We start from the raw sequence: 20982 nt of genomic DNA on the forward strand, positions 1-20982 counted from the left end.
AGGAGGCCCATGGCGTTCGCAGACCTTGCACAGGTGCGTCTGTTCTATACCGACGACGCCCCCGCGAGCCCCGCCGGCGACCCCCTGCTGCTCGTGCACGGCTACGGCGCCGACTCCGCCGACTGGTCGTTCCACATCCCCGACCTGGCGTCCCGGCGCCGCGTCATCGCCCCCGACCTGCGCGGCCACGGCTACTCCTCGGCCCCCGAGACCGGCTACCGCCCCCAGGACATGGCCGATGACCTCGTCCGGCTGCTGGACCGCCTCGGCGTCGAGCGGGTCGTGGCGTTCGGCCACTCGCTCGGCGCGCTGGTGGTGAGCGCGCTCGCCGTCGAGCACCCCGGCCGGGTGCGGGCCCTGGTCTGCGTCGACCCCGGCTACGGGCAGCCCGTCGAGGTCGCCGCGCTGTTCCCGGCGATGTACGAGGGCCTGCGGACCGACCCCTACGCCACCGCGCTCGCCAACGACGCCTGGTGCTACACCCCGGCCTCCCCCGCGTGGCTGCGCGAGTGGCACCGCCGCAAGATCCTCGGAACCGCGCCCCAGGCGCTCGCCCAGGCGTTCCCGGGCATGTACGAGGGCGAGGGCCAGTTCGGCGTCCGCCCCGCCTCCGAGGCCTACCTGGCCCGCCGCGACCGCCCCGTGCTGTCGTGCTGGTCGGCCGCCCAGGCCGGCTCCGCCGCCTGGGAGAACGGCCTGTTCAAACATCCCGCCTCTCAGGCCGAGGTCTGGCCGGGCGGCGGGCACCGGCTGCACGCAGAGCGGCCGGCCGAGTTCCTGCTCGTCGTCAACGCATGGCTGGGCGAAATCGACAAGGAGATGTCCGCGTGAAGTTTTCCATCTTCCTCAACCCGCAGATCCCCGGGTCAGGCTGGGCGGCCGAGGAGAACGCCAAGGCCAAGCGGCCGATCGGGCGGGACGTCGAGTCGTACCAGAAGCTGCTGCACGAGGTCCGCGAGATCGCGGTGCACGCCGACCAGGTCGGCTTCGACGCGCTGATGATGACCGAGCACCACTTCCACTCCGAGGGCTTCGAGTTCTCGGTGAACCCGCTGATGTTCCTCACCGACCTGGCCGCCCGCACCGAGCGCATCCTGCTCGCCCCGCTCGGCCTGGTGCTGCCCGCCTGGGACCCGATCCGCGCCGCCGAGGACGTGGCGCTGCTGGACCACTTCTGCAAGGGCCGGCTCCGCCTCGGCGTCGCGCGCGGCTACCAGAACCGGTGGATGAACGTGCTCGGCCAGCGCTGGCACGCGGCGGCGGCCCGCTCGGACGGCTCCAAGTCCGACGACCGCAACTTCGACGTCTTCGGCGAAGTACTGAAGATCATGAAGATGGCGTGGGAGCAGGACTCGCTGCGCTACAAGAGCGAGGTGCTGGACTACGAGATCCCGGCGCCGTTCAGCGGCATCGAGGGCTGGCCCGCGCAGGAGTGGACCAAGACCTTCGGCGCCCCGGGCGAGATCGACGACGACGGCGTCATCCAGTCGATCTCGGTGTGCCCCAAGCCGTACCAGAACCCCCACCCCGAGCTGTGGCAGCCGTTCACGGTGTCGGACCGGTCGGTCATCCGGGCCGCGCAGGAGGGCATCCTGCCGTGGATGTTCACCCCCAACCCCGACGACCACGCCGCCAAGGCCAAGCTCTACCAGGACGAGTGCGCCAAGCTCGGCCTGGACTACAAGCTCGGCGAGCACACCGGCATCCTGAAGATCGTCGGGATGGCGGACACCCGCGAGGAGGCCATCGCCACCTACGGCAAGGGCATGCAGAAGGACTTCGCGTCGTTCTTCGGCCCGTTCGGCTACCTGGAGGTCCTGCGCAAGAAGGAGGACGACAGCCACAAGCCGATCTCGCCGGAGAAGGGCGACTTCAAGCGGATGAACGAGGTCGAGATGGCGCTGCTCGGCACCCCCGACGACGTCAAGCGCGGCATCCAGCGGATGCTGGACCGGATGCCCGACCTGGAGTGGTTCGGCCTGTTCATGCAGGGCCAGCAGGGCGTGCTGCCGCTGGACACCGTCAAGCGGAACCTGGAGATGTTCGCCACCAAGGTCATCCCCGAGTTCCAGGACTGAGGGGCGCGGCGTGCGGTTCTGGCTCGGCGCGGCGTTCGTGGACGCCGGCGAGTTCCTCGGGCTCGCCCGGGCGGCCGACCGGCTCGGCTACGACACGGTCGCGATCTCCGACCACATCTTCTACACCGACTACGACGCGCCCTACCCCTACAGCGACACCGGCGCGCCGCCGTACCGGCCCGACACCCACTGGCCGGACGTGTGGGTGACGATCGGCGCGATGGCGGCGGTCACCGAGCGGGTGCGGTTCGCGCCGAACGTGTACATCGCGCCCGCCCGCGACCTGTTCACCGTCGCCAAGTCGGTGTCGACGGCGGCCGCCCTGTCGGGCGACCGGGTGACCCTCGGCGTCGGCGTCGGCTGGTGCAAGGACGAGTTCCTGCAGACCGGCCAGGACTTCCACACCCGCGGCAAGCGCCTGGACGAGATGATCCCGGCGCTCCGCGAGCTGTGGAAGGGCGGCATGGTCGAGCACCACGGCGTCCACTACGACTACGGGCCGCTCAGCATCGCGCCCGTCCCGGAGAAGCCGGTGCCGGTCTACATCGGCGGCGACAGCGACGCGGCGCTCCGCCGCGCCGCGCGGATCGGCGACGGCTGGATCGGCAACCGCATCTACTCCGAGGAGCAGCTCGGCGCGCTGCTGGAACGCCTCGCCGGGTTCCTGGCCGAGCAGGGCCGGACCCTGGACGACCTGGACGTCGTCGCCCCGATCGGGGCGATGCCGAGCGCCGACCTGTACAAGAGGTGGGCCGACCGGGGCGTCACCGCGACGATGGCCGCGCCGTGGTGGCTGGCGTCCCCCGAGGACAAGGCCAGGCACGGCACCGGCCTGGAGCTGAAGGTCCGCACGATGGAGCGGTTCGCCGCCGAGGTCATCGCGCGGATGTGAGCCGGGCGACGGCCCGGATCGGCGCGCCGTCGCCGGCGAGGCGGATCGGGAACAGCGACACCTCGATCCGCGCGCCGGCGGCCTGCGCCTCCAGCAGCCGGTCGAGGCCGGTCAGGTTCTCGGCGATGACGGCGTGCGCGGCGCACAGCACCCGGTGCGCGGCGAGCGAGAACGAGTGGTCGCCGGGCGGCGGCGTGCGGTCCACGCTCGGCGCGTCGATGCCGACCGTGCGGACCCCCGCCGCCACGATCGCCTCGGCCGTCTCCGGCGACGGGTAGGGGTGCGCCAGGTACTCCTCGGTCCCCCAGTGCGCCGCCCAGCCGGTGGCGATCAGCAGCACCACGCCCGGCCGCAGCCCGGGCGGCAGCAGCCGGGGCCCGATCAGCGCGCGCGGGGGCAGGCCGCGCACGTCCATGACGACGGCGGGCCCGGTGAACTGCTCGAGCGGCATCTCCTCCAGGCCCGGCAGCGCGTCGTCGATGTGGAAGGGCGCGTCCACGTGCGTGCCCGACTGCGAGCCGAGGTGCAGGCGCTGCAGGTTCACGCCGTCGGCCGCCGTCGTCAGCGCCGGGGCGATCCTCACCTGCGGGTCGCCGGGGTAGACGGGCATGCCGGTGCCGAGCGGGATCGTCAGATCGACCAGTTCCATGGATCCATCATCGCGTCCGATAGCGTGATCCGCGTGTTGCCCCATGTGACCGCGATTCGCTATGTGACGCCCTTGCGCGAGGGCGGTTCGCTGCCGGGTGTCGTCGAAGCCGACGACCTCGGCACCTACGTGATGAAGTTCCACGGCGCCGGGCAGGGCCGCAAGGCCCTGATCGCCGAGGTGATCGCGGGTGAGCTGGCGCGCCGGCTCGGGCTGCGGGTGCCCGCGCAGGTCGTGCTGGACCTGGACCCGGTGATCGGCCGGCACGAGCCCGACCCCGACGTGCAGGACCTGCTGAAGGCCAGCACCGGCTGGAACCTCGGGGTCGACTTCCTGCCCGGCTCGCTCGGCTTCGACCCGCTCGGCTGGCGGCCCGACGCCGGCTTCGCCTCGCGGGTGCTGTGGTTCGACGCGTTCATCGGCAACGTCGACCGCAGCTGGCGCAATCCCAACATGCTGGTGTGGCACGGCGACGTGTGGCTGATCGACCACGGCGCCAGCCTGATCTTCCACCACGCCTGGGCCAACGCCGCCCGGCTGTTCGCCGGCCCCTACGACGTCGACGACCACGTGCTCACCCCGTTCGCGACGGAGCTGGCCGCGGCCGAGACCGAGCTGCTGCCGCAGCTCACCGAGGGGCTGCTGCGCGAGGTCACCGGCCTGGTCCCCGACCGCTGGCTGGAGGGCGAGCCCGGCTTCGGCACGCCGCAGGACGTCCGCGACGCCTACGTGGACATCCTGCTGGAGCGCGCCGGCCAGCCCCGCGACTGGCTGCCGGAGCTGCGGGTCAGCGACCACCGCCCCGACACCGTCTCCCGGCGCGGCCAGAACCGCCCCGACTGGCTCGGAGGCCCGGCGTGAGCACGCAGAACGTGGGCGGGCGGGGCGAGCGGACCGTCTTCGAGTACGCCGCGCTGCGCGTCGTGCCGCGGCTGGAGCGCGGCGAGGCCATGAACGTCGGCGTCGTGGTCTACTGCCGCGCCCTGGACTACCTCGCCTGCCGCACCCACCTGGACGAGGCGCGGCTGCGCGCGCTGGACGCCGCGCTCGACCTGGCGGGCGTGCGGACCGCGCTCACCGGCGTGGACGCGATCTGCTGCGGCGGCGAGCGGGCCGGCCAGGCCGCGGCCGAACCGCCCGGCGCCCGGTTCCGCTGGCTGACCGCGCCGCGCAGCACCATCGTGCAGCCCGGCCCGGTGCACGCGGGCCTCACCGCCGACCCGGCCGCCGAGCTGGACCGGCTGCTGGACCTGCTGGTGCGCTAGTCCCACTCCCAGCGGATGCCGTGGTACCCCGCGGCCATGCCGAACTCGATGAAGTGCACGCTGTGGTAGCTGGACATGCGCAGGTCCGCCGCGTCCTTCAGCGCGGTCTGCGCGTCCGGCCGCCACGTCCGGTAGCAGCGGGCGGGCAGCGCCGCCGGGTGGAACCGCACTTCGAGCAGGTACTCGTGCTGCGGGGTGTGGAAGCCGCGGCCCTCCTCGGTCACCGGGGGGCCGGTCTGGTCGAAGCCGAACCCGTACTCCAGCAGGTAGGTCTCGCCGCGGCCGAGGGCCCGGTCGAACAGCAGCTCGGCCGCGATGAGGCCGCTCGCCTCGTCCACCCGGACCCGGCCGAACCGGCAGCCGCGCGCCGACCGCGACGACGGCAGGACCCGGTGCGGGTGGTGGTACACCGCGATCCAGCGGTCCACGCCGCGCTGCTGCGCCTGGAACACCGCGCGGGTGCGCACCTCGCTCAGCTCCCGGCGGGCGCCGACGACGAGCTGGTCGTGCAGGGTCAGGCCGGTCAGCAGCCGCTCGCCGCGGTCGCCGATCTCGTCCAGCAGGTCGCGCACGCCCGGCTCGGGGCACAGCTCCTCGACCGGCCGCCACGGCCCGGCGGCGCGCTCGGCCGACGGCCGCAGCAGCGTCAGCAGCGAGTGCCGGGGCAGCTCCAGGATGACCTCCAGGCCGCGCACCGCGCGCAGCGAGTCGGCGCGCTCGGGCCGGGTCCGGCCGCGCTGCCAGTAGCTGAGGGTGGACAGGGAGACGGCGATGCCCTGCTCCTCCAGGCGCCGCCGCAGGGATTCCAGGCTGAGGCCGCGGGCCTGGATCGCCGCCTGCAGGGCGGCGTCGAAGGGCCCGTGCCGCAGCGTCTGGGAGAGGTCTTCCTCAGTGTCGCTCTGCACCGCGATCGGCCTCCGGATCAGGTCCGGCCGGCCCCCGTGTACGGCCCTGACAACATCACTTGCAGCTTCCGCGCACACTGTAAGACGCGGTGACCGCAAAGCCAACCCCCTACCTGGGCGGCCGCCCGCCTAGTCCCACTCCCACTCGACCCCGACCACGCCGCGCCGGACGTCGCCGAGCGCCAGGTGCGCGCTGCCGGAGGTGCCGATCCACAGCTCCCGCCCGACCCCGCCGTACCGGCCGTAGCAGCGGGCGGGCAGCGTCTGCGGGTCGAACCGGACGACGGTGAGGTAGTCGCGGACCGGCCGGGGGAAGCGCCGCAGGTACCGGTGCGCGGGCGGCGCGCCCGGCGCGAACGCGATCCCGTACTCCACCACGACGGTGTCGCCGACCGCGGGCACCCGGTCGAAGACCAGCTCGAAGCCGAGCAGCCCGCCGACGGTGCGCACCCGGCCCGCCCGGCAGTAGCGCAGCCAGCCGATCTCGGCGCCGTCCTCGGCGGCGGGGTGCACGCACACGACGCGGTCCACGTCGTCGCCGGTGGCGCGCAGCACCTCGCGGACCGTCAGCCCGGCGGGGCGCCGGTCCGGGCCGAGCCGGAACACGTCGTGCACGCTGAGGCGCTCCAGCTGGTGGTCGCCGGAGCGGTCCAGCTGCGCGACGACGCCCGCGTAGGCGGCCGGATCGGGCCACAGCTCGGCGGCGCCGGGGCCCGGGTCGTCCAGCAGCCCGGTGAACGTGCCCGGGGGCACCTGCAGGATCTCCTCCAGCGCCGTCACGACCACGCGGGAGCGCGGGCGGCTGCGGCCGCGCTGCCAGTAGCTCAGCGTCGCCACGCTGACGGTGAGGCCGCGCTGCCCGAGCCGGTGCCGGACGCGCTCCAGCGTCAGGCCGCTCGACTGGACGGCGTCACGCAGCGCACCGGCGAAGTCCACGGCCGGATGGTACCGAGCCCCAGGGCCCGCAAACCGTCACCAACATCTCATTAATCCAGAACCGGCCCAGATCCGCCCACTACTGGCCATTCACCACAGTGCCGCCGCGACACCACGGGCCGGCACCACGGGCGGCACCACGGGCCGGCACCACGGGCGGCACGGCCACGGCTCGGAACGGCCCGGCTCAGAACAGCACGGACATGAACGTGCCGGTCTCGGCGAAGCCGACCCGGCGGTAGACCGCGCGGGCCCGGGTGTTGTAGTCGTTGACGTACAGCGACACCCGCGGCGCGATCGACCGGAGCGACTCGCGGACCACCGCCGCCATCCCGGCCGCCGCCAGGCCCTGCCCGCGCAGGTCGGGCGGCACCCACACGCCCTGCACCTGGCACGCCTGCGGGGTGACCGCGCCGATCTCGGCCTTGAACATCACCCGGCCGTCCTCGATCCGGGCGAACGCGCGGCCCAGCCGGATCAGCTCGGCGACCCGGGCCCGGTACAGCACACCGCCGTCGCCGCCGTTCGGCGACACCCCGACCTCCTCGGTGAACATCGCCACGCAGGCCGGGTAGACCACCTCGAAGTCGGCCATCTCCACCCGGCGGACGCCCGGGTCGGCCGGCACCGGCGGGTCCGCCGACGTCGCCATCACCGGCTGCGCGGCGCGCACGGCGCGCGGCGGGCCCCAGTAGGGCGCGAGGAACTCCCACAGCTCGCGGGTGGCCTCCAGCGGCCCGACGATCGACGAGCAGCGCCGGCCCTGCGCCTGCGCGCGCTCGCCGAACGCGCGGACCGCCTCGGGGCCGGCCCCGACCGGGATCAGGTTGGCGCCGGCGTAGCAGAGCGCGCTCAGCCGCCCGTCGCGCGGGTAGCCCCACATCTGCGCGCCGAGGCGGCGCGGGTCGAGCCCGGCGGCGTGCACGCGCGAGGCGACGAAGACGTTGGCGACCGGGTCGGCGTCCAGGATGGACAGCGCCTCGTCCCGGTGGCGGTCGTCCAGGACCCGCACCGGCAGCGACCCGAGCATCCGCATCGTCAACGGCTCCGCAACGGGGTCAGGGGCCGCGCGGGCCACAACGCTGTCACCACGGTGTCCAGCCTATGACGTTCACGCCCCCGATGCGCTCACCGGCTCCCGTACCGGCCGGTCACCGGCACGCGCGCCCGGGTCCGCGAGGCGCTTGGCGGGCGGCGGCGGCCCGGCCTGGCAGGTCGCGTCCGGGCCGGGCCGGTCCGCCGGGAGCCGGCCCTGGCCGAAGTAGGCGGCCACGGTTCGGTCGACGCAGGCGTCCCCGCCCAGGGTGACGCCGTGGTTCCCGCCGCCCGCCTGGACCAGCAGCCGCGAGGAGGGGAACCGGCGGTGCATCTCCACCCCGCCGGAGTAGGGCGTGGCGGCGTCCCGCGTCGCCTGGACCAGCAGCAGGCCGGGCAGGCCGGGGCGGCCCTGCACCCGCGGCGGCGGGCCGCCGGGCACCGACCAGAACGCGCACGGCGCGTTGTACCAGGCGTTGCTCCAGGTCTCGAAACGGTAGCCCCGGCGGTAGAGCAGGGTGTTGTCGGCGTGCCAGGTCTTCCAGTCGCGGGGCCAGGCGGCGTCTCGGCACTGCACCGCCTCGTAGACGGCGTAGTTGTTCTGGTCGAGCCACCCGGGAGGCTGCCAGGCCTTGGCCAGCCCGCGCCCGTCGTTCGTGCGGACGTAGGCCGACAGGGCGCGGGCGTGCGCGGCCCAGGAGTAGTCGCCGTAGCCGTCGGCGAGGAAGACGTCGTCCAGCTCGGTCGCCCCGATGCGCCCGTTCACCGGCTTGGCGGCGAGCCGCCCGCGCGCCCTGGCGTAGGCGGCGGCGACGGCCTTGCCGCTCTTCCCGAGCCGGTAGACCTTGTGGTGCTTGGCGATCCAGCCGAAGTAGACGCGGATGCGCTTCTCGAACGCCACGTTCTGGTCAAGGTTGTCGTCGTACCAGACGCCGCTCGGCCGGACGACGCTGTCCAGCACCATCCGCCGGACCCGGCCGGGGTACATGGTGGCGTAGACCGCGCCGAGGTAGGTGCCGTAGGAGTACCCAAAGAAGTTGATCTTGCGCTGACCGAGCGCGGCGCGGATCGCGTCCATGTCGCGCGCCCAGTCGGCCGTGCCCATGTGCGGCAGCAGGCGGGGGTACCGGCGGCCGCAGTCGGCCGCGTAGCGCTGGGCGCGGCGCACCCAGGCGGCCTCGGCGGCGGGCGAGCGCGGCACGGTGTCGGCGCGCGGGCGGCCGGGGTTCTGGTAGCCCTCGTCGCAGACGATCGCGGGCCGGCTGGCGCCGACGCCGCGCGGGTCGAACCCGATCCAGTCGTAGCCCGCCGCGACCGCGCGGGGCAGCCCGGCGGTGAAGGCGCGCGGCAGGTCGCGGCCGTGCGCGCCGGGCCCGCCGCGGTTGAGCAGCACCGCGCCCTGGAACCGCGCGGCGGTGTGCCGGGCCCGGGAGAGCGCGAGGGTGATCTTCTCGCCGTGCGGGCGGGCGTGGTCGAGCGGCACCGCCAGGGTGCCGCACTCCAGCCCCTTCAGCGCCCCCTTCTCCACGGGGTCGTCGGCGGGGCAGGGCTTCCAGGCGATCCCGGGCTGGTCGGCGGAGGCCGGCACGGGGCCGAGGAGGTACCCGAGGGTGACGGCGGCGACCGCGCTCGCCAGGGCGCTCTTTCCTGCAGCGTTCAGCACACTGAAGTTTGTACCGGCGGCGGCGCGGACGTCCGCGTAGCCGCGAGTTCCGCGATTCCCGGCGAAACGGGAATCGCGGAACCCGTACTGCTCCGAAACGCGAAGTACGGCCCGCCGGCTACAGGCGGACTATAGATCGCGGACTACGAGCCGCTGACTACGGGCGGCCGACCTGGATGTCCTTGCCCGACGGCGCCGCGGCGGCCTTCATGGCGTAGGGGTCCGGGTCGTTCAGCCGCGGCAGCGCCTTGCAGGACGCGTCGGCGACGCGGCCGGGCTTGCGCGCCCACAGCTTGCCGCCGTCGAGGTAGGCGGCGACCTTGTCGTCCAGGCAGGTGTTGCCGTTCAGCGTGTTGGCGTGGGTCTTGCCGCCGATCTCGGCGAGCAGGCGCGCCGACGGGAACAGCGAGCGCATCTGCGGGCCGCCCGACCACGGCGTGGCGGCGTCCAGCGTGCCCTGCACCAGCAGGATGGGCGGCAGGTTCTTGCCCTTGCCGGAGATGGCGAGCGGGCGCCCGGCCTTGGCGTGCCAGTAGTGGATCGGGGCGTTGAACCAGACGTTGCCCCAGGTGTTGAAGCGGATGCCGTCGCGGTACTGGCGGGCGGCGTCGCGGTGCCAGGTCTTCCACTTGGCGGGCCACGGGGCGTCCACGGCCTGCACCGCGTTGTAGACGGCGAAGCCGTTGTCGCCGCCGCCCTCGCTCACCTCGTCCACCAGCGGCTTGGCGTCGCCCTTGGTGGCCCAGGCCGACAGCGCCTGCGCGAAGGGGATGTAGTAGCCGGTGTTGTACCCGGCGTTGAGGATGATGTCGGTCAGCTCGGCCGGGCCGACCTTCCCGCCGATCGGCTTCTTGCGGGCCTGCGCGAGGATCTTGTAGTAGCGCGCCTCCACCGCCTTGCCGGTCGTGCCGAGGTGGTAGAGCTTGTCGTACTTGGCGACCCAGGCGAACCAGAGCTTGATGTTGCGCTCGAACGCGACGTTCTGGTTGAGCTGCCCCTGGTACCAGACCTCGCGGGTGTCGACGTTGCCGTCCAGCACCATCCGCTTCACGCGCTTGGGGAACATCGAGGCGTAGGCGGAACCGAGGTAGGTGCCGTAGGAGAAGCCGTAGTAGCTGATCTGCGGGGCGCCGAGCGCGGCGCGGATCGCGTCCACGTCACGCGCGACGTTCTCGGTCCGCATGTGCGGCAGCAGCCAGCCGAACTTCTTCGCGCACGCGTCGGCGTAGGCCTTGGACTTGGCCAGCCAGCGCTTCTCGTCCTTGGCGGTGCGCGGCACGTAGTCGGGCCGGACCGGGTCGGAGTACTTGGGGACGCAGGTCAGCGCGGGCTTGCTGGACTCCACGCCGCGCGGGTCGAACCCGATGACGTCGTACTTGGCGGCGACCTTCTCCGGCAGCCACGAGGACAGGCCGCCCGACAGGTAGAGGCCGGCGCCGCCCGGGCCGCCGGGGTTGGCGAGCAGGACGCCCCGGTAGTGCGCCCGGTCGGTGGCCTTCACCCGCGACACCGCGACCGAGATCTTGCGGCCGGTCGGGTGCCGGTAGTCCAGCGGGACCTGCACCTGCGCGCACTCGGCGTTCTTCAGGTAGCCGGCGCCGGAGACGTCGGTCGGGCACTTGCCCCACGCGATGCCGGAGGCCGCCACCGGGCTCGCGGTGGCGGCGGTGCCGCCCGTGAGGGCGACGACGGAGCCGCCGACGCCGACCGCGGCGGCCGCGGTGAGGAGAACGATCCGCTTCACAGAATCTCCCGTTCTGGGATCGAGACAGAGGGGGCGAGGATGCGCGATCGTGATGCGATCCTCGGAACTTCGTGATCTGGCCGTCCGTACCGCGACGGCCCCCGCCTCCGGGAGAGACGGGGGCCGCGCGCGATGGAGCCGGTGCTACTTCTTGATGACGTCGAGCAGGTCGACGCCGCCGGCGGTGCGCACGCTCTTGGCCTGGGCGCCCGCGGGCGGGACCGGGTCGCCGAGCTGCGGCACGTGCACGGTGTCCTTCTTCGGCCGCGTCCCGTTCAGGAAGTAGGCGTCGAAGTAGGCGTCCACGGCGGCCGAGCCGCGGTGCACGATGCAGTGCGTGCGGTCACCGTCCTGGACGACCAGGCGCGAGCCGCGCAGGCGCTTGTGCAGCTCCAGCGCGCCCGCGTACGGGGTGGCCGCGTCCGCGGTCGACTGGAACATCAGGATGTTCTTCGGCAGGTGCTTGGTGTGGCCGACGTTGACCGGCTTGCCGGCCTTGGCGGGCCAGTACAGGCACGGCGCGTTGAACCACACGTTGCCCCAGGTGAGGAACGGGTGCTTGCGGTCGATGCGCTTGTTGTCGCGCTCCCACTTGGACCAGCGCTGCGGCCACTGCACGTCGGTGCACTGCACCGCGCTGTAGACGGCCCAGCTGTTGTCGTCCGAGCCGCCGGCGGTCTGCGCGCCGAAGGTGCCCGCGAAGGTCTCCGCGTCGCCCTTCTTGTAGGCGGCCAGGCCGGTCGCGTAGCCGTGCCAGAGACCGACGTTGCGGCGGTAGGCCGCGTTCTGGATGGTGTCGGTCAGCTCGTCCGGCCCGACGGCCAGGGAGGTGCCGTCGACGGTGGCGTAGACGGCCTTCTTGGCCAGCGTGGCGCGCAGCTTGTAGAAGAAGCTCCGCACCTCGCGCTGGGTCTTGCCGAGGTGGTAGATGCCGTCGTAGCGCGCGATCCACCCGAAGTAGTAGTCCATGTTCTTGTCGAACTGGACGTCCTGGTTCAGGTTGGCGTCGTACCACACGTCCTTCGGCCCGACGTTGCCGTCCAGCGCCATGCGCCCCACGTGCTTGGGGAACAGGGTGGCGTAGACCGAGCCGAGGTAGGTGCCGTAGGAGGCGCCGTAGTAGTCGAGCTTCTTGTTGCCGAGCGCCCGGCGGATCGACTCCAGGTCCTTGGCGGAGTCGGTGGTCTTGATGTGCTTGAGCAGCCCGATCTTGTCGGCCTTGCGGCACGCGTCCGCGTAGGCCTTCGAGCGCTTCAGCCAGATGGCGACCGACTTCTTGTCGCCGCGGCCGTAGTCGGGACGCGGCGCGTTGCTCTGCTGCGGGTCGCAGCTGAGCGCCGGCTTGCTGAAGCCCACACCGCGCGGGTCGAACCCGATGACGTTGTAGGCGGCCTTCATGGCGGCCGAGTTCTGGGCGAACACGCGCGCGCCGAAGGGCGCGCCGCTGCCGCCGGGACCACCGGGGTTGACGACCAGGTCGCCCTTGGCCGGCCCGGAGCCGGTGTGCTGCAGCCGGGTCAGCTGCAGGGTGATCTTCTTGCCCCACGGCTTGCTGTAGTCCAGCGGGACCTGGAGCTCGGCGCAGCGGATGGCCTCGGAGACCTTCACGTCACTGAGGGCGTCGTAGGCCTTGACGCTGGCGACGATCGGCGCGGCGCACTGGTGCCACGTGAGCCCGGGGGCGGGGTTGGCGCCCGGGGACTCGGCGGACGCGGCCGAGCCGACCGCGCCGAGGCCGGTGAGCCCGAGGCCGGTCGTCGCGGCGACGATGACGAGTTTCTTCACGAACCACTCCTCCTGTGCGGCCCCCTGGGAGGCGGGAGCCACATAACGGGAGGAGTGTTCCTATTCGGGCATACGGGGCGGCAGTGGTTGACCGTAAAAGTTGCTCGATCGTGACGAATCGGATGAATATTCGTAAGCTATCGACGGTTCCGGACAACAAAAAAGCCCCTGGGGACTCACCCAGGGGCCTTGCGCGGGAGACTCAGCTCACGGTGACCTCGGCGCCGGGGCCGCTCACCGAGCCGTCCTCGCCGACCTGCACGCCCATCTCCTCGGCGATGCGCATCGCCTCCTCGATGAGGGTCTCCACGATCTGCGACTCCGGCACGGTCTTGATGACCTCGCCCTTGACGAAGATCTGGCCCTTGCCGTTGCCCGAGGCGACGCCGAGGTCGGCCTCGCGGGCCTCGCCCGGGCCGTTGACGACGCAGCCCATCACCGCGACGCGCAGCGGCACCGGGAAGTCCTTCAGGCCGGCGGTGACCTGCTCGGCCAGGGTGTACACGTCCACCTGGGCGCGGCCGCAGGACGGGCACGACACGATCTCCAGGCCGCGCTCCTTCAGGCCGAGCGACTCCAGGATCTGGGTGCCGACCTTGACCTCCTCCACCGGCGGCGCCGACAGCGAGACCCGGATGGTGTCGCCGATGCCCTGCGACAGCAGCGCGCCGAACGCGACGGCCGACTTGATGGTGCCCTGGAAGGCGGGCCCGGCCTCGGTGACGCCCAGGTGCAGCGGGTAGTCGCAGGCGGCCGCGAGCTGCCGGTAGGCCTCGATCATCACGACCGGGTCGTTGTGCTTGACCGAGATCTTGATGTCGCGGAAGCCGTGCTCCTCGAACAGCGAGCACTCCCACAGCGCCGACTCCACCAGCGCCTCGGGGGTGGCCCGGCCGTACTTCTCCAGCAGCCGCTTGTCCAGCGACCCGGCGTTGACGCCGATCCGGATCGGCACGCCCGCGTCCTTGGCGGCCCGCGCGATCTCGCCGACCTTGTCGTCGAACTTCTTGATGTTGCCCGGGTTGACGCGCACCGCGGCGCAGCCGGCGTCGATCGCGGCGAACACGTACTTGGGCTGGAAGTGGATGTCGGCGATCACCGGGATCGGGGACTTGCGCGCGATCGCCGGCAGCGCGTCGGCGTCGTCCTGCGACGGGCAGGCGACGCGCACGATCTGGCAGCCGGACGCGGTCAGCTCCGCGATCTGCTGCAGCGTGGCGTTGACGTCGGAGGTCAGCGTGGTGGTCATCGACTGCACCGAGACCGGGGCGTCACCGCCCACCGGAACGTTCCCGACCATGATCTGGCGGGACTTGCGCCGGGGCGTCGCCAGCCGTGGCGCGCCCTGCCCGGCCGCCCCCTGACCGCCTTCGCCGCGGACCATCGGAATACCCAGTGAAACGCTCATCCCTCTCCCTCTATCGCCCCTACAACCCTAAGCGCCTCAAGGGAATGACATGGCGCCTACCGGCCGATAAATCGGTGACGCTCCGCTCACCTTGCGTGACGGCAATGGGGCTAGGGTGATATGCGCAACGGATTGAGGATGTCGGCGAGGATCAGCAGCACCCCGTAGCCCACCAGCAGCACCACGACCAGATAGGTGATCGGGAGCAGGCGCGTCATGTCCACCGGCCCCGGGTCGGGCCGTCCGCGCAGCCGCGCGAGGCGCGCCCGCGCGCGCTCGTAGCCCACCACCGCCAGGTGGCCGCCGTCCAGCGGCAGCAGCGGCAGCACGTTGAGCGCCCCCAGGAAGATGTTCACCGAGACGACCAGTGACAGATACAGGGCGGCCTTGTCCCGCCACGTCCCGGCCGAGGAGAAGATCTGCCCCGACATCTCGGTCGCGCCGACCACGCTGCCGACCTGGCCGCCGGGGCTCGCGGCCCGGTCCGGCGAGAACAGCCGGGGCAGCGCGCCCGGCAGGTCCACCACGACCTTCCCGATGCCGGCCACGGTCAGGCCGACGCCGCGCGCGGCGAACCAGCCCGCGCGGACGGGCCCGGCCCGCTCGTACCCGGCCCCGGTGATCTTGGCGGACACGCCGAGGAACGGCGCGCCGTCCACCCGCGCGGGCGTCACCCGAAGGGTCTCCCGGCGCCCGGCGCGCTCCACCACGACCGGGACCGGCCGCCCGGCCGGGCCGTCCTCGATCGCCTTGCGCAACTGCTTCCAGTCCCCCACCGCGACGCCGCCGTACTCCACGACGCGGTCCCCGGCGCGCAGCCCCGCGGCGGCGGCCGGGGACGGCGGCCGGTCCTTGCCGCAGCCGTCCTGCAGCCGCGCCGGCACGCAGGCCCCGACCTCGCCGACGGTGGTGGTCGCGGTGCCGGGATGGCGGATGCCGAGCGTCATCGCCATCGCCATGAGCAGCAGGAACGCGAAGACGAGGTTGACCACGACGCCCGCGGTGATCACCACGGCGCGGCGGCCGGCCGGCTGCCGGTAGAAGGCGCGGTCACGGTCGGCCGGGTCGATCTCCTCCAGCGGCGTGTACCCGACGATCTTCACGAAGCCGCCGAGCGGCAGCGCCTTCACCCCGTACTCGGTCTCGCCGCGCCGCCGCGACCACAGCGTCGGCCCGAAGCCGACGAAGTACTGGGTGGCCTTCATGCCGAACCGCTTGGCGGTCAGCAGGTGGCCGCCCTCGTGCAGCATCACCGACGCCAGCAGCGCGACGACGAAGGCCACCGCCCCGAGCAGAAAGGCCATGACGGCTCCCTGGAGATGTTCCAGGGAGGCCCCTGGACTAATTCGCGGTCGCGGCCTTGGCCCTGGTGCGCGCCCAGGCGTCGGCTGCGAGGACCTCCTCCAGCGTCGGCGTGGTCGTCGCGGACTCGGGCCGGGCCGCGTGCTCGTCCACTACCCGCGCGATCGTGTCGACTATCCCCGTGAAGGGGAGCCGGCCGGCCCGGAACGCCTCGACGCACTCCTCGTTGGCCGCGTTGTAGACGGCGGGGAAGGTGCCGCCGGCCGTGCCCACCCGGCGGGCGAGGGCGACGGCCGGGAACGCCTCGTCGTCCAGCGGGAACAGCTCCCAGGTGTGCGCGCGGGTCCAGTCGAGGCCGGGTGCGGCGTCCGGGACGCGGTCCGGCCAGCCGAGGCCGAGCGCGATCGGCAGCCGCATGTCGGGCGGGCTGGTCTGCGCCAGGGTGGAGCCGTCGGCGAACTCCACCATCGAGTGGATCACCGACTGCGGGTGCACCATCACCTCGATGCGGTCCATCGGCACGTCGAACAGCAGGTGCGCCTCGATGACCTCCAGCCCCTTGTTGACCAGGGTGGCCGAGTTGATCGTGACGACCGGGCCCATGTCCCAGGTCGGGTGGTCCAGCGCCTGCTCGGGCGTGACCCCGGCCAGCTCGGCGCGGGTGCGGCCGCGGAACGGGCCGCCGCTGGCGGTCAGCACCAGCCGCCGCACCTCCGCGGCGGCGCCGCCGCGCAGGCACTGGGCGAGCGCGGAGTGCTCGGAGTCGACCGGCACGATCTGCCCGGGCCGGGCCCGCTCCTTCACCAGCGGGCCGCCGACGATCAGCGACTCCTTGTTGGCGAGGGCGAGGGTGCGCCCGGCGTCCAGGGCGGCGAGGGTGGAGGCGAGGCCGAGCGCGCCGGTGACGCCGTTCAGCACGACGTCGCAGGGCCAGGCGGCGGCCTCGGCGACCGCGTCCGGGCCCGCCACGATCTTGGGGATGGCGTAGTCGCCGGCGGCGTAGCCGCGCCGCTTGGCCTCGGCGTAGAAGGCCAGCTGCAGGTCCTGGGCGGCGGACGCGCGGGCCACCGCGACGATCTCGGGCCGGAACTCCAGGGCCTGCTCGGCCAGCAGGTCGACCCGGCCGCCGCCGGCGGCCAGGCCGGTGACCCGGAACCGGCCGGGGTTGCGGCGGATCACGTCGAGCGCCTGGGTGCCGATGGAGCCCGTCGAGCCGAGGACGACCACGTCGCGGGGGGTGCTTGAAGGAGACGTCACGCGTCCATTGTCGGCCATCGGGGCGGCGCGGTCCGCACCTGGGCCGACGCTCGGAAAGCGAAAAGATTTCGCCCCCTTTGTTCTTTCTGCCACTAGGCGCGCACTACAGGGTGAAAGTACCGTCCGCTCATGAAACGCTCCCCCCAGCCCGGCCGGGCGGCCCTCGTCCTGCTCGGCGGCACCGCACTGGCCGTCTCGCTCGCCGCCCCGGCCCACGCGGCCGCCGGGCCGCCGTCCCCCGGTGCGCGCGCACAGGCCACGACCGACGCCCTGCGGCAGAGCGTGCTGCGCTTCTGGACGCCCGCCCGGATGCGCTCGGCCGTCCCGATGGAACGGATCTTCAAGCCGCGCCACGTGTCCCGCGCGACCGTCCAGCGGGGCGTGGCGGCCTCGGTCGCCCCCACCACGGCGGCCTCCCTGTTCTCGCTGCCGAACGGCGGCAGCGCCTGGACCGGCGGCGGCGCCGTCACCCGCACCGCCGGACGGGTCTTCTTCACCTACCAGGGGCGCACCGCCTCCTGCTCGGGCGACGCGGTGACCAGCGGGAACAAGAGCACCGTCATCACCGCCGGGCACTGCGTGAAGCTCGACGGCGCCTGGCACACCAACTGGGTGTTCGTGCCGGGTTACAACAACGGCAACCGCCCCTACGGCACCTGGACCGCCGCACGGACGCTGTCCACCCCGCAGTGGACGGCCACCGAGGACATGAACTACGACGTCGGCGCCGCCGTCGTCAACCAGCTGAACGGGCAGCGGCTCACCGACGTCGTCGGCGGCCAGGGCATCGCGTTCAACCAGGCGCGCGGGCAGAAGCTGTACACCTTCGGCTACCCCGCCGCCGCGCCCTACGACGGCTCCAAGCTGATCTACTGCAGCGACCGCACCTTCAACGACTTCCTGGGGACCACCGACATCGGGCTGCGCTGCAACATGACCGGCGGCTCCAGCGGCGGCCCCTGGTACCTGAACTTCAACGAGACGACCGGGCTCGGCACGCAGAACTCGGTGAACAGCTTCAAGTACGGCCTGCCGTTCCTGTCGGACTACATGTTCGGCCCGTACTTCGGCACCGACGCGCAGAACCTGTACAACCAGGCCCAGTCTTCGTAGCGGACCCGGGCGGCCGGCCGGTGCCCGCGCACCGGCCGGCCGTGCGCGCCCGGTCAGAGCAGCCGGGGCAGGGTCAGCACCAGCCGGGCACCCGGCTCGCCGTCGGCGACCCGCAGCTCGCCGCCGTGCCGGTCCACGATCTCCCGGGCGACGGGCAGGCCGAGGCCGCTGCCGCCCGCGTCCCGGCTGCGCGCCGCGTCCAGCCGGGTGAACCGCTCGAACACCCGCTCCCGGTCGGCCGGCGCGATGCCCGGCCCGTCGTCGCGGACCTCCAGCACTGCCAGGGCGCCCTCCGCGCGGACCGTCACCTCCACCCGGGACGCCGCGTGCCGGTCGGCGTTGGCCAGCAGGCTCGCCAGCGCGCGGGCGAGCCGCCGCCGGTCCGCCACCACCCGCACCCCCGCCTGGATCTTGGCGGTGACCGGGATCCGCGGGGACCGTGCGGCCAGGCCCTCCTCCACCAGCTCCCCGAGGTCCAGCCGGACGCGGGCCGGCTCCTGCCCCGCGTCCAGCCGGGCGAGGTCGAGCAGGTCCTCCACGATGCGCTGCAGCCGCTCCACGTCGCGCAGGGCCGCGCTCAGGGTGTCGTGCGTCTCGGCGGCGTCGCCCGGCTCGGCCAGCGCCAGCTCGATCCGGGTGCGCAGCCCGGTGAGCGGGGTGCGCAGCTCGTGCGAGGCGTCGGCGGCCATGTCGCGCTGCCGCGCCATCGACCGCTCCAGCCGGTCCCGGGTGCCGCTCAGCGTGCGGGCCAGCCAGAGGCCCGACGCGGCCGACGCGGCCGCCGCCAGCAGCACCCCCGCCGCGCCGGCGCGGGACCGGACGTCCAGCAGGTGCAGCGCCACGGCGATCACCATCACGGCGAGCGGGAGCAGAACGCCGACCGCGCCCACCGACGCGGTCGTCGCCCGCGCACGCACGGAGCGGGGCAGCCGCATGTCTCTTTTGTACGCACTCGGCCGCCAACGTCCGGCAAAGCGGGGACCACCGCTTCCCGATCTCCCGGGACAGGGACGGCGGACCACCCTTTGCCACTCCTTTCACACAGGGTAGCTATGACATCACCCATTGCGACCTATAAAGAAATCACGTGACCGCGACTCCAGCACGAGGGGATGGGCGATGAGCCGGACGAGCGAGCTGAGGTTCGACCCCAGCGCGCTGAACGCCGCGCAGCGCCACGGCGACGCCTGCGTCGTCTGCCACAAGAGGTGGCCGCGCCCGCGCGTTCGGGTCGGCGTCGTGCCCGACGGCACAGGGGTGTTCGCGTGCGCCGATTGCGCACCCGCCCTGCCGGCACCTCGCCGGGCCGCACGGCCCGGGGAGCCGCACACGGCCGCCCGCGGACCGGACGTCGAGCCGGCCCGGACGGCAGCGCCGGACACCCGGTAGCAGGGGCCGGCGCCGGAGAGATCTCTCCTGGAAGAGGGTGACCCGGGCTTTCGGGGGGATGCCCGGGACCACCCGAAGTGAGGTGTGCCCGACTGGGGGCGGTCGGGCACACCGGAGAGACGGCTCCGCCCGAAGGGCCTCGTCTCACACGACAGCGACCAGGAGTTCCCGTGCCCGGACCGCCGGGATCCTCACCGCGCGAGCTTGGTGGCCTTGATCCAGGCCCGCGTCCACTCGGTGTAGTCGGTGCAGTTGCGCTTGCCGCCGCCCGTCCCCGTCCCGCACTCCTTGGCCGGCGCGTGCACGAAGACCACCTTGTCCAGGTAGGCGCGGTCGCCGATGCGGTAGGCGCCGCAGAACGCCGGCCGGCCGGTGTCGCGCGCGCACACCTGCGGGTCGGCGGGCGCCGCCCCGTTCCACTCGGCCGCCTGCTGCTGCACCTCGGGCGAGATGGTCCAGCGCAGCCACTGGTACATGCAGTTGGGGTGCTCGGCGCGGGAGCCGATCATCCAGGCGTTCATCCAGCCGGTCACGCCCTCGTCGGGGACGGCGCTCTGCACCGGCCGGCCGGCCCGGCCGAGCACGTCGGCCTGGTAGGGCGTGGCCCCGCCGAGCACGGCGCCGGACCCGGCGAACGCGCCGACGCCCTCGGCCGGCTGCTTCCAGTACCGCTGGACGTGCGGGCGCTGCCGCTCCAGGACCTTGGCGACGGCGTCCAGCTGCCGGGGCGTGAGCGAGAACGGGTCGGTGATCCGCAGCTTGCGGTCCTTGGCCTTGAGGTAGAGCGCGGCGTCGGCGATCACGAGCGGGCTGTCGCGCACGACCAGCCTGCCGGAGTAGCGGGCGGCCTGCGCCGGGTCGAACAGCGCCGCCCAGCTGTGCGGGGCCGGCTGCACCGCGCCGGTGTCGTACATGAGCAGGTCGGTGCCCCACAGGTACGGGACGCCGTAGAACTCGTCCGCGCGCTTCAGCAGGTTGCGCAGGCGCGGTTCGAGCCTCTTGTAGCCGTCCACCAGGCCGGGGTTGACCGGCGCGACCTGGCCGCCCGTGATCAGCCGGGCGGCGATCTCCGGCGGCGCCGAGACGCCGTCGTAGCGGCGCGACCGGTCGCTCATCAGGGCGGCCGCCTCGCCCGCGTCGCGGGGCGTGCGCCAGTTGACCTTGCAGCCGGTGCGCTCCTCGAACGGGGTGATCCAGTCGATCCGCGGGTCGCTGCCGCCGTTCTCGACGTGACCGGGCAGCGCCACCAGGTTCAGCGCGCCCTCGCCGGAGCCGACGGTGGTGGCGGCCTTGGCCGCGGTGCCGGCCGGCTCGTCCCCGCCGGAGCAGGCGCCGAGCGCCAGCACCGTCCCGATCGCCGTGCCCACCGCCAAGGCCCGCAACCGCATGTCGCTCCCGATCTCCGTGTCCGCCGGACCGCCCCCGAGGCGCGCCGCTCGTCGGCGCAGCGTAGCGCCTCCGCTGCGGTGGGGCGGCGGCAGGCCCGCCGGGGAAACGGCCGCGGCGTCCTGACCGCGGTGCCCGCGCACCGGTTCGGACGATTCATTCGGCGGTCCGCCGT

The 20982-nt window shown here is 73.1% G+C and carries 18 protein-coding genes; 6 read left to right on the plus strand and 12 right to left on the minus strand.

Going from position 1 to position 20982, the window contains the following annotated elements; genetic code table 11:
• Positions 1–33 precede the first annotated feature (33 nt).
• Genes ACRB68_RS04870 through ACRB68_RS04880 form a run of 3 tightly spaced genes read left to right on the plus strand, consistent with a single transcriptional unit; the run spans position 34 to position 2970 of the window.
• Positions 34–831 (plus strand): alpha/beta fold hydrolase, encoded by a 798-nt coding sequence (locus ACRB68_RS04870; RefSeq protein ID WP_328593762.1) that lies wholly within the window; start codon positions 34–36, stop codon positions 829–831.
• Entirely contained in the window at positions 828–2078 is a 1251-nt protein-coding gene (locus ACRB68_RS04875; protein ID WP_328593763.1) for an LLM class flavin-dependent oxidoreductase, read from the plus strand. The genes ACRB68_RS04870 and ACRB68_RS04875 overlap by 4 nt, the downstream gene beginning before the upstream one ends.
• A 10-nt stretch (positions 2079–2088) precedes the next feature.
• Complete coding sequence (locus ACRB68_RS04880) at positions 2089–2970, plus strand: TIGR03619 family F420-dependent LLM class oxidoreductase (RefSeq protein WP_328593764.1); 882 nt, start codon at positions 2089–2091, stop codon at positions 2968–2970.
• On the opposite strand, the gene ACRB68_RS04885 is transcribed toward ACRB68_RS04880, so the two are convergent.
• Positions 2954–3619 carry a cyclase family protein gene (locus ACRB68_RS04885; RefSeq protein ID WP_153531003.1) on the minus strand — a complete coding sequence of 222 codons (666 nt, stop codon included), beginning with the start codon at positions 3617–3619 and terminating at the stop codon, positions 2954–2956. The two genes, ACRB68_RS04880 and ACRB68_RS04885, sit on opposite strands and share 17 nt — an antisense overlap.
• Positions 3620–3652: 33 nt before the next feature.
• Here ACRB68_RS04885 and ACRB68_RS04890 point away from each other — a divergent pair, with 33 nt between their 5' ends.
• Positions 3653–4480: a HipA family kinase gene (locus ACRB68_RS04890; protein ID WP_328593765.1), complete on the plus strand. Its 828-nt coding sequence runs from the start codon at positions 3653–3655 to the stop codon at positions 4478–4480.
• Positions 4477–4884, plus strand: coding sequence for a DUF3037 domain-containing protein (locus tag ACRB68_RS04895; protein WP_328593766.1), 408 nt, complete (start codon positions 4477–4479; stop codon positions 4882–4884). Before ACRB68_RS04890 ends, ACRB68_RS04895 begins: the two co-directional genes overlap by 4 nt.
• Here the strand turns inward: ACRB68_RS04895 and ACRB68_RS04900 are convergent.
• From ACRB68_RS04900 to dxr, 9 genes are all read right to left on the minus strand, one after another.
• Complete coding sequence (locus ACRB68_RS04900; RefSeq protein ID WP_153531004.1) at positions 4881–5789, minus strand: hypothetical protein; 909 nt, start codon at positions 5787–5789, stop codon at positions 4881–4883. The two genes, ACRB68_RS04895 and ACRB68_RS04900, sit on opposite strands and share 4 nt — an antisense overlap.
• A gap of 129 nt (positions 5790–5918) precedes the next feature.
• Positions 5919–6725 (minus strand): helix-turn-helix domain-containing protein, encoded by an 807-nt coding sequence (locus ACRB68_RS04905; protein ID WP_153531005.1) that lies wholly within the window; start codon positions 6723–6725, stop codon positions 5919–5921.
• 187 nt (positions 6726–6912) lie between these two features.
• The gene (locus tag ACRB68_RS04910) at positions 6913–7755 is read right to left on the minus strand and encodes a GNAT family N-acetyltransferase (protein WP_153532296.1); all 843 of its coding nucleotides are present in this window, start codon (positions 7753–7755) and stop codon (positions 6913–6915) included.
• 81 nt (positions 7756–7836) lie between these two features.
• Positions 7837–9423: an alpha/beta hydrolase gene (locus ACRB68_RS04915; RefSeq protein ID WP_328593767.1), complete on the minus strand. Its 1587-nt coding sequence runs from the start codon at positions 9421–9423 to the stop codon at positions 7837–7839.
• Positions 9424–9580: 157 nt separating this feature from the next.
• Positions 9581–11167, minus strand: a complete 1587-nt coding sequence (locus ACRB68_RS04920) for an alpha/beta fold hydrolase (protein ID WP_328593768.1) — start codon at positions 11165–11167, stop codon at positions 9581–9583.
• Between the two features lie 144 nt (positions 11168–11311).
• On the minus strand, positions 11312–12952 hold the full coding sequence (locus ACRB68_RS04925) for an alpha/beta hydrolase (RefSeq protein ID WP_153531006.1): 1641 nt from the start codon (positions 12950–12952) through the stop codon (positions 11312–11314).
• 202 nt (positions 12953–13154) lie between these two features.
• Positions 13155–14360, minus strand: coding sequence for a flavodoxin-dependent (E)-4-hydroxy-3-methylbut-2-enyl-diphosphate synthase (gene ispG / locus ACRB68_RS04930; protein ID WP_268890260.1), 1206 nt, complete (start codon positions 14358–14360; stop codon positions 13155–13157).
• Between the two features lie 110 nt (positions 14361–14470).
• Positions 14471–15664: a M50 family metallopeptidase gene (locus tag ACRB68_RS04935; RefSeq protein WP_153531007.1), complete on the minus strand. Its 1194-nt coding sequence runs from the start codon at positions 15662–15664 to the stop codon at positions 14471–14473.
• Between the two features lie 37 nt (positions 15665–15701).
• Positions 15702–16937 (minus strand): 1-deoxy-D-xylulose-5-phosphate reductoisomerase, encoded by a 1236-nt coding sequence (gene dxr / locus ACRB68_RS04940; protein ID WP_153531008.1) that lies wholly within the window; start codon positions 16935–16937, stop codon positions 15702–15704.
• A gap of 111 nt (positions 16938–17048) precedes the next feature.
• Here dxr and ACRB68_RS04945 point away from each other — a divergent pair, with 111 nt between their 5' ends.
• The gene (locus tag ACRB68_RS04945; protein ID WP_153531009.1) at positions 17049–18032 is read left to right on the plus strand and encodes a trypsin-like serine peptidase; all 984 of its coding nucleotides are present in this window, start codon (positions 17049–17051) and stop codon (positions 18030–18032) included.
• A 53-nt stretch (positions 18033–18085) separates the two neighbouring features.
• Here the strand turns inward: ACRB68_RS04945 and ACRB68_RS04950 are convergent, their stop codons facing one another.
• A complete protein-coding gene (locus ACRB68_RS04950; protein WP_153531010.1) occupies positions 18086–18967 on the minus strand; it encodes a sensor histidine kinase in 882 nt (293 codons plus the stop codon).
• Positions 18968–19612: 645 nt separating this feature from the next.
• Positions 19613–20809: an extracellular solute-binding protein gene (locus ACRB68_RS04955; protein ID WP_153531011.1), complete on the minus strand. Its 1197-nt coding sequence runs from the start codon at positions 20807–20809 to the stop codon at positions 19613–19615.
• Positions 20810–20982: the final 173 nt, after the last annotated feature.

Source organism: Actinomadura macrotermitis (assembly GCF_009604375.1).
Taxonomy (GTDB): Bacteria; Actinomycetota; Actinomycetes; order Streptosporangiales; family Streptosporangiaceae; genus Spirillospora; species Spirillospora macrotermitis.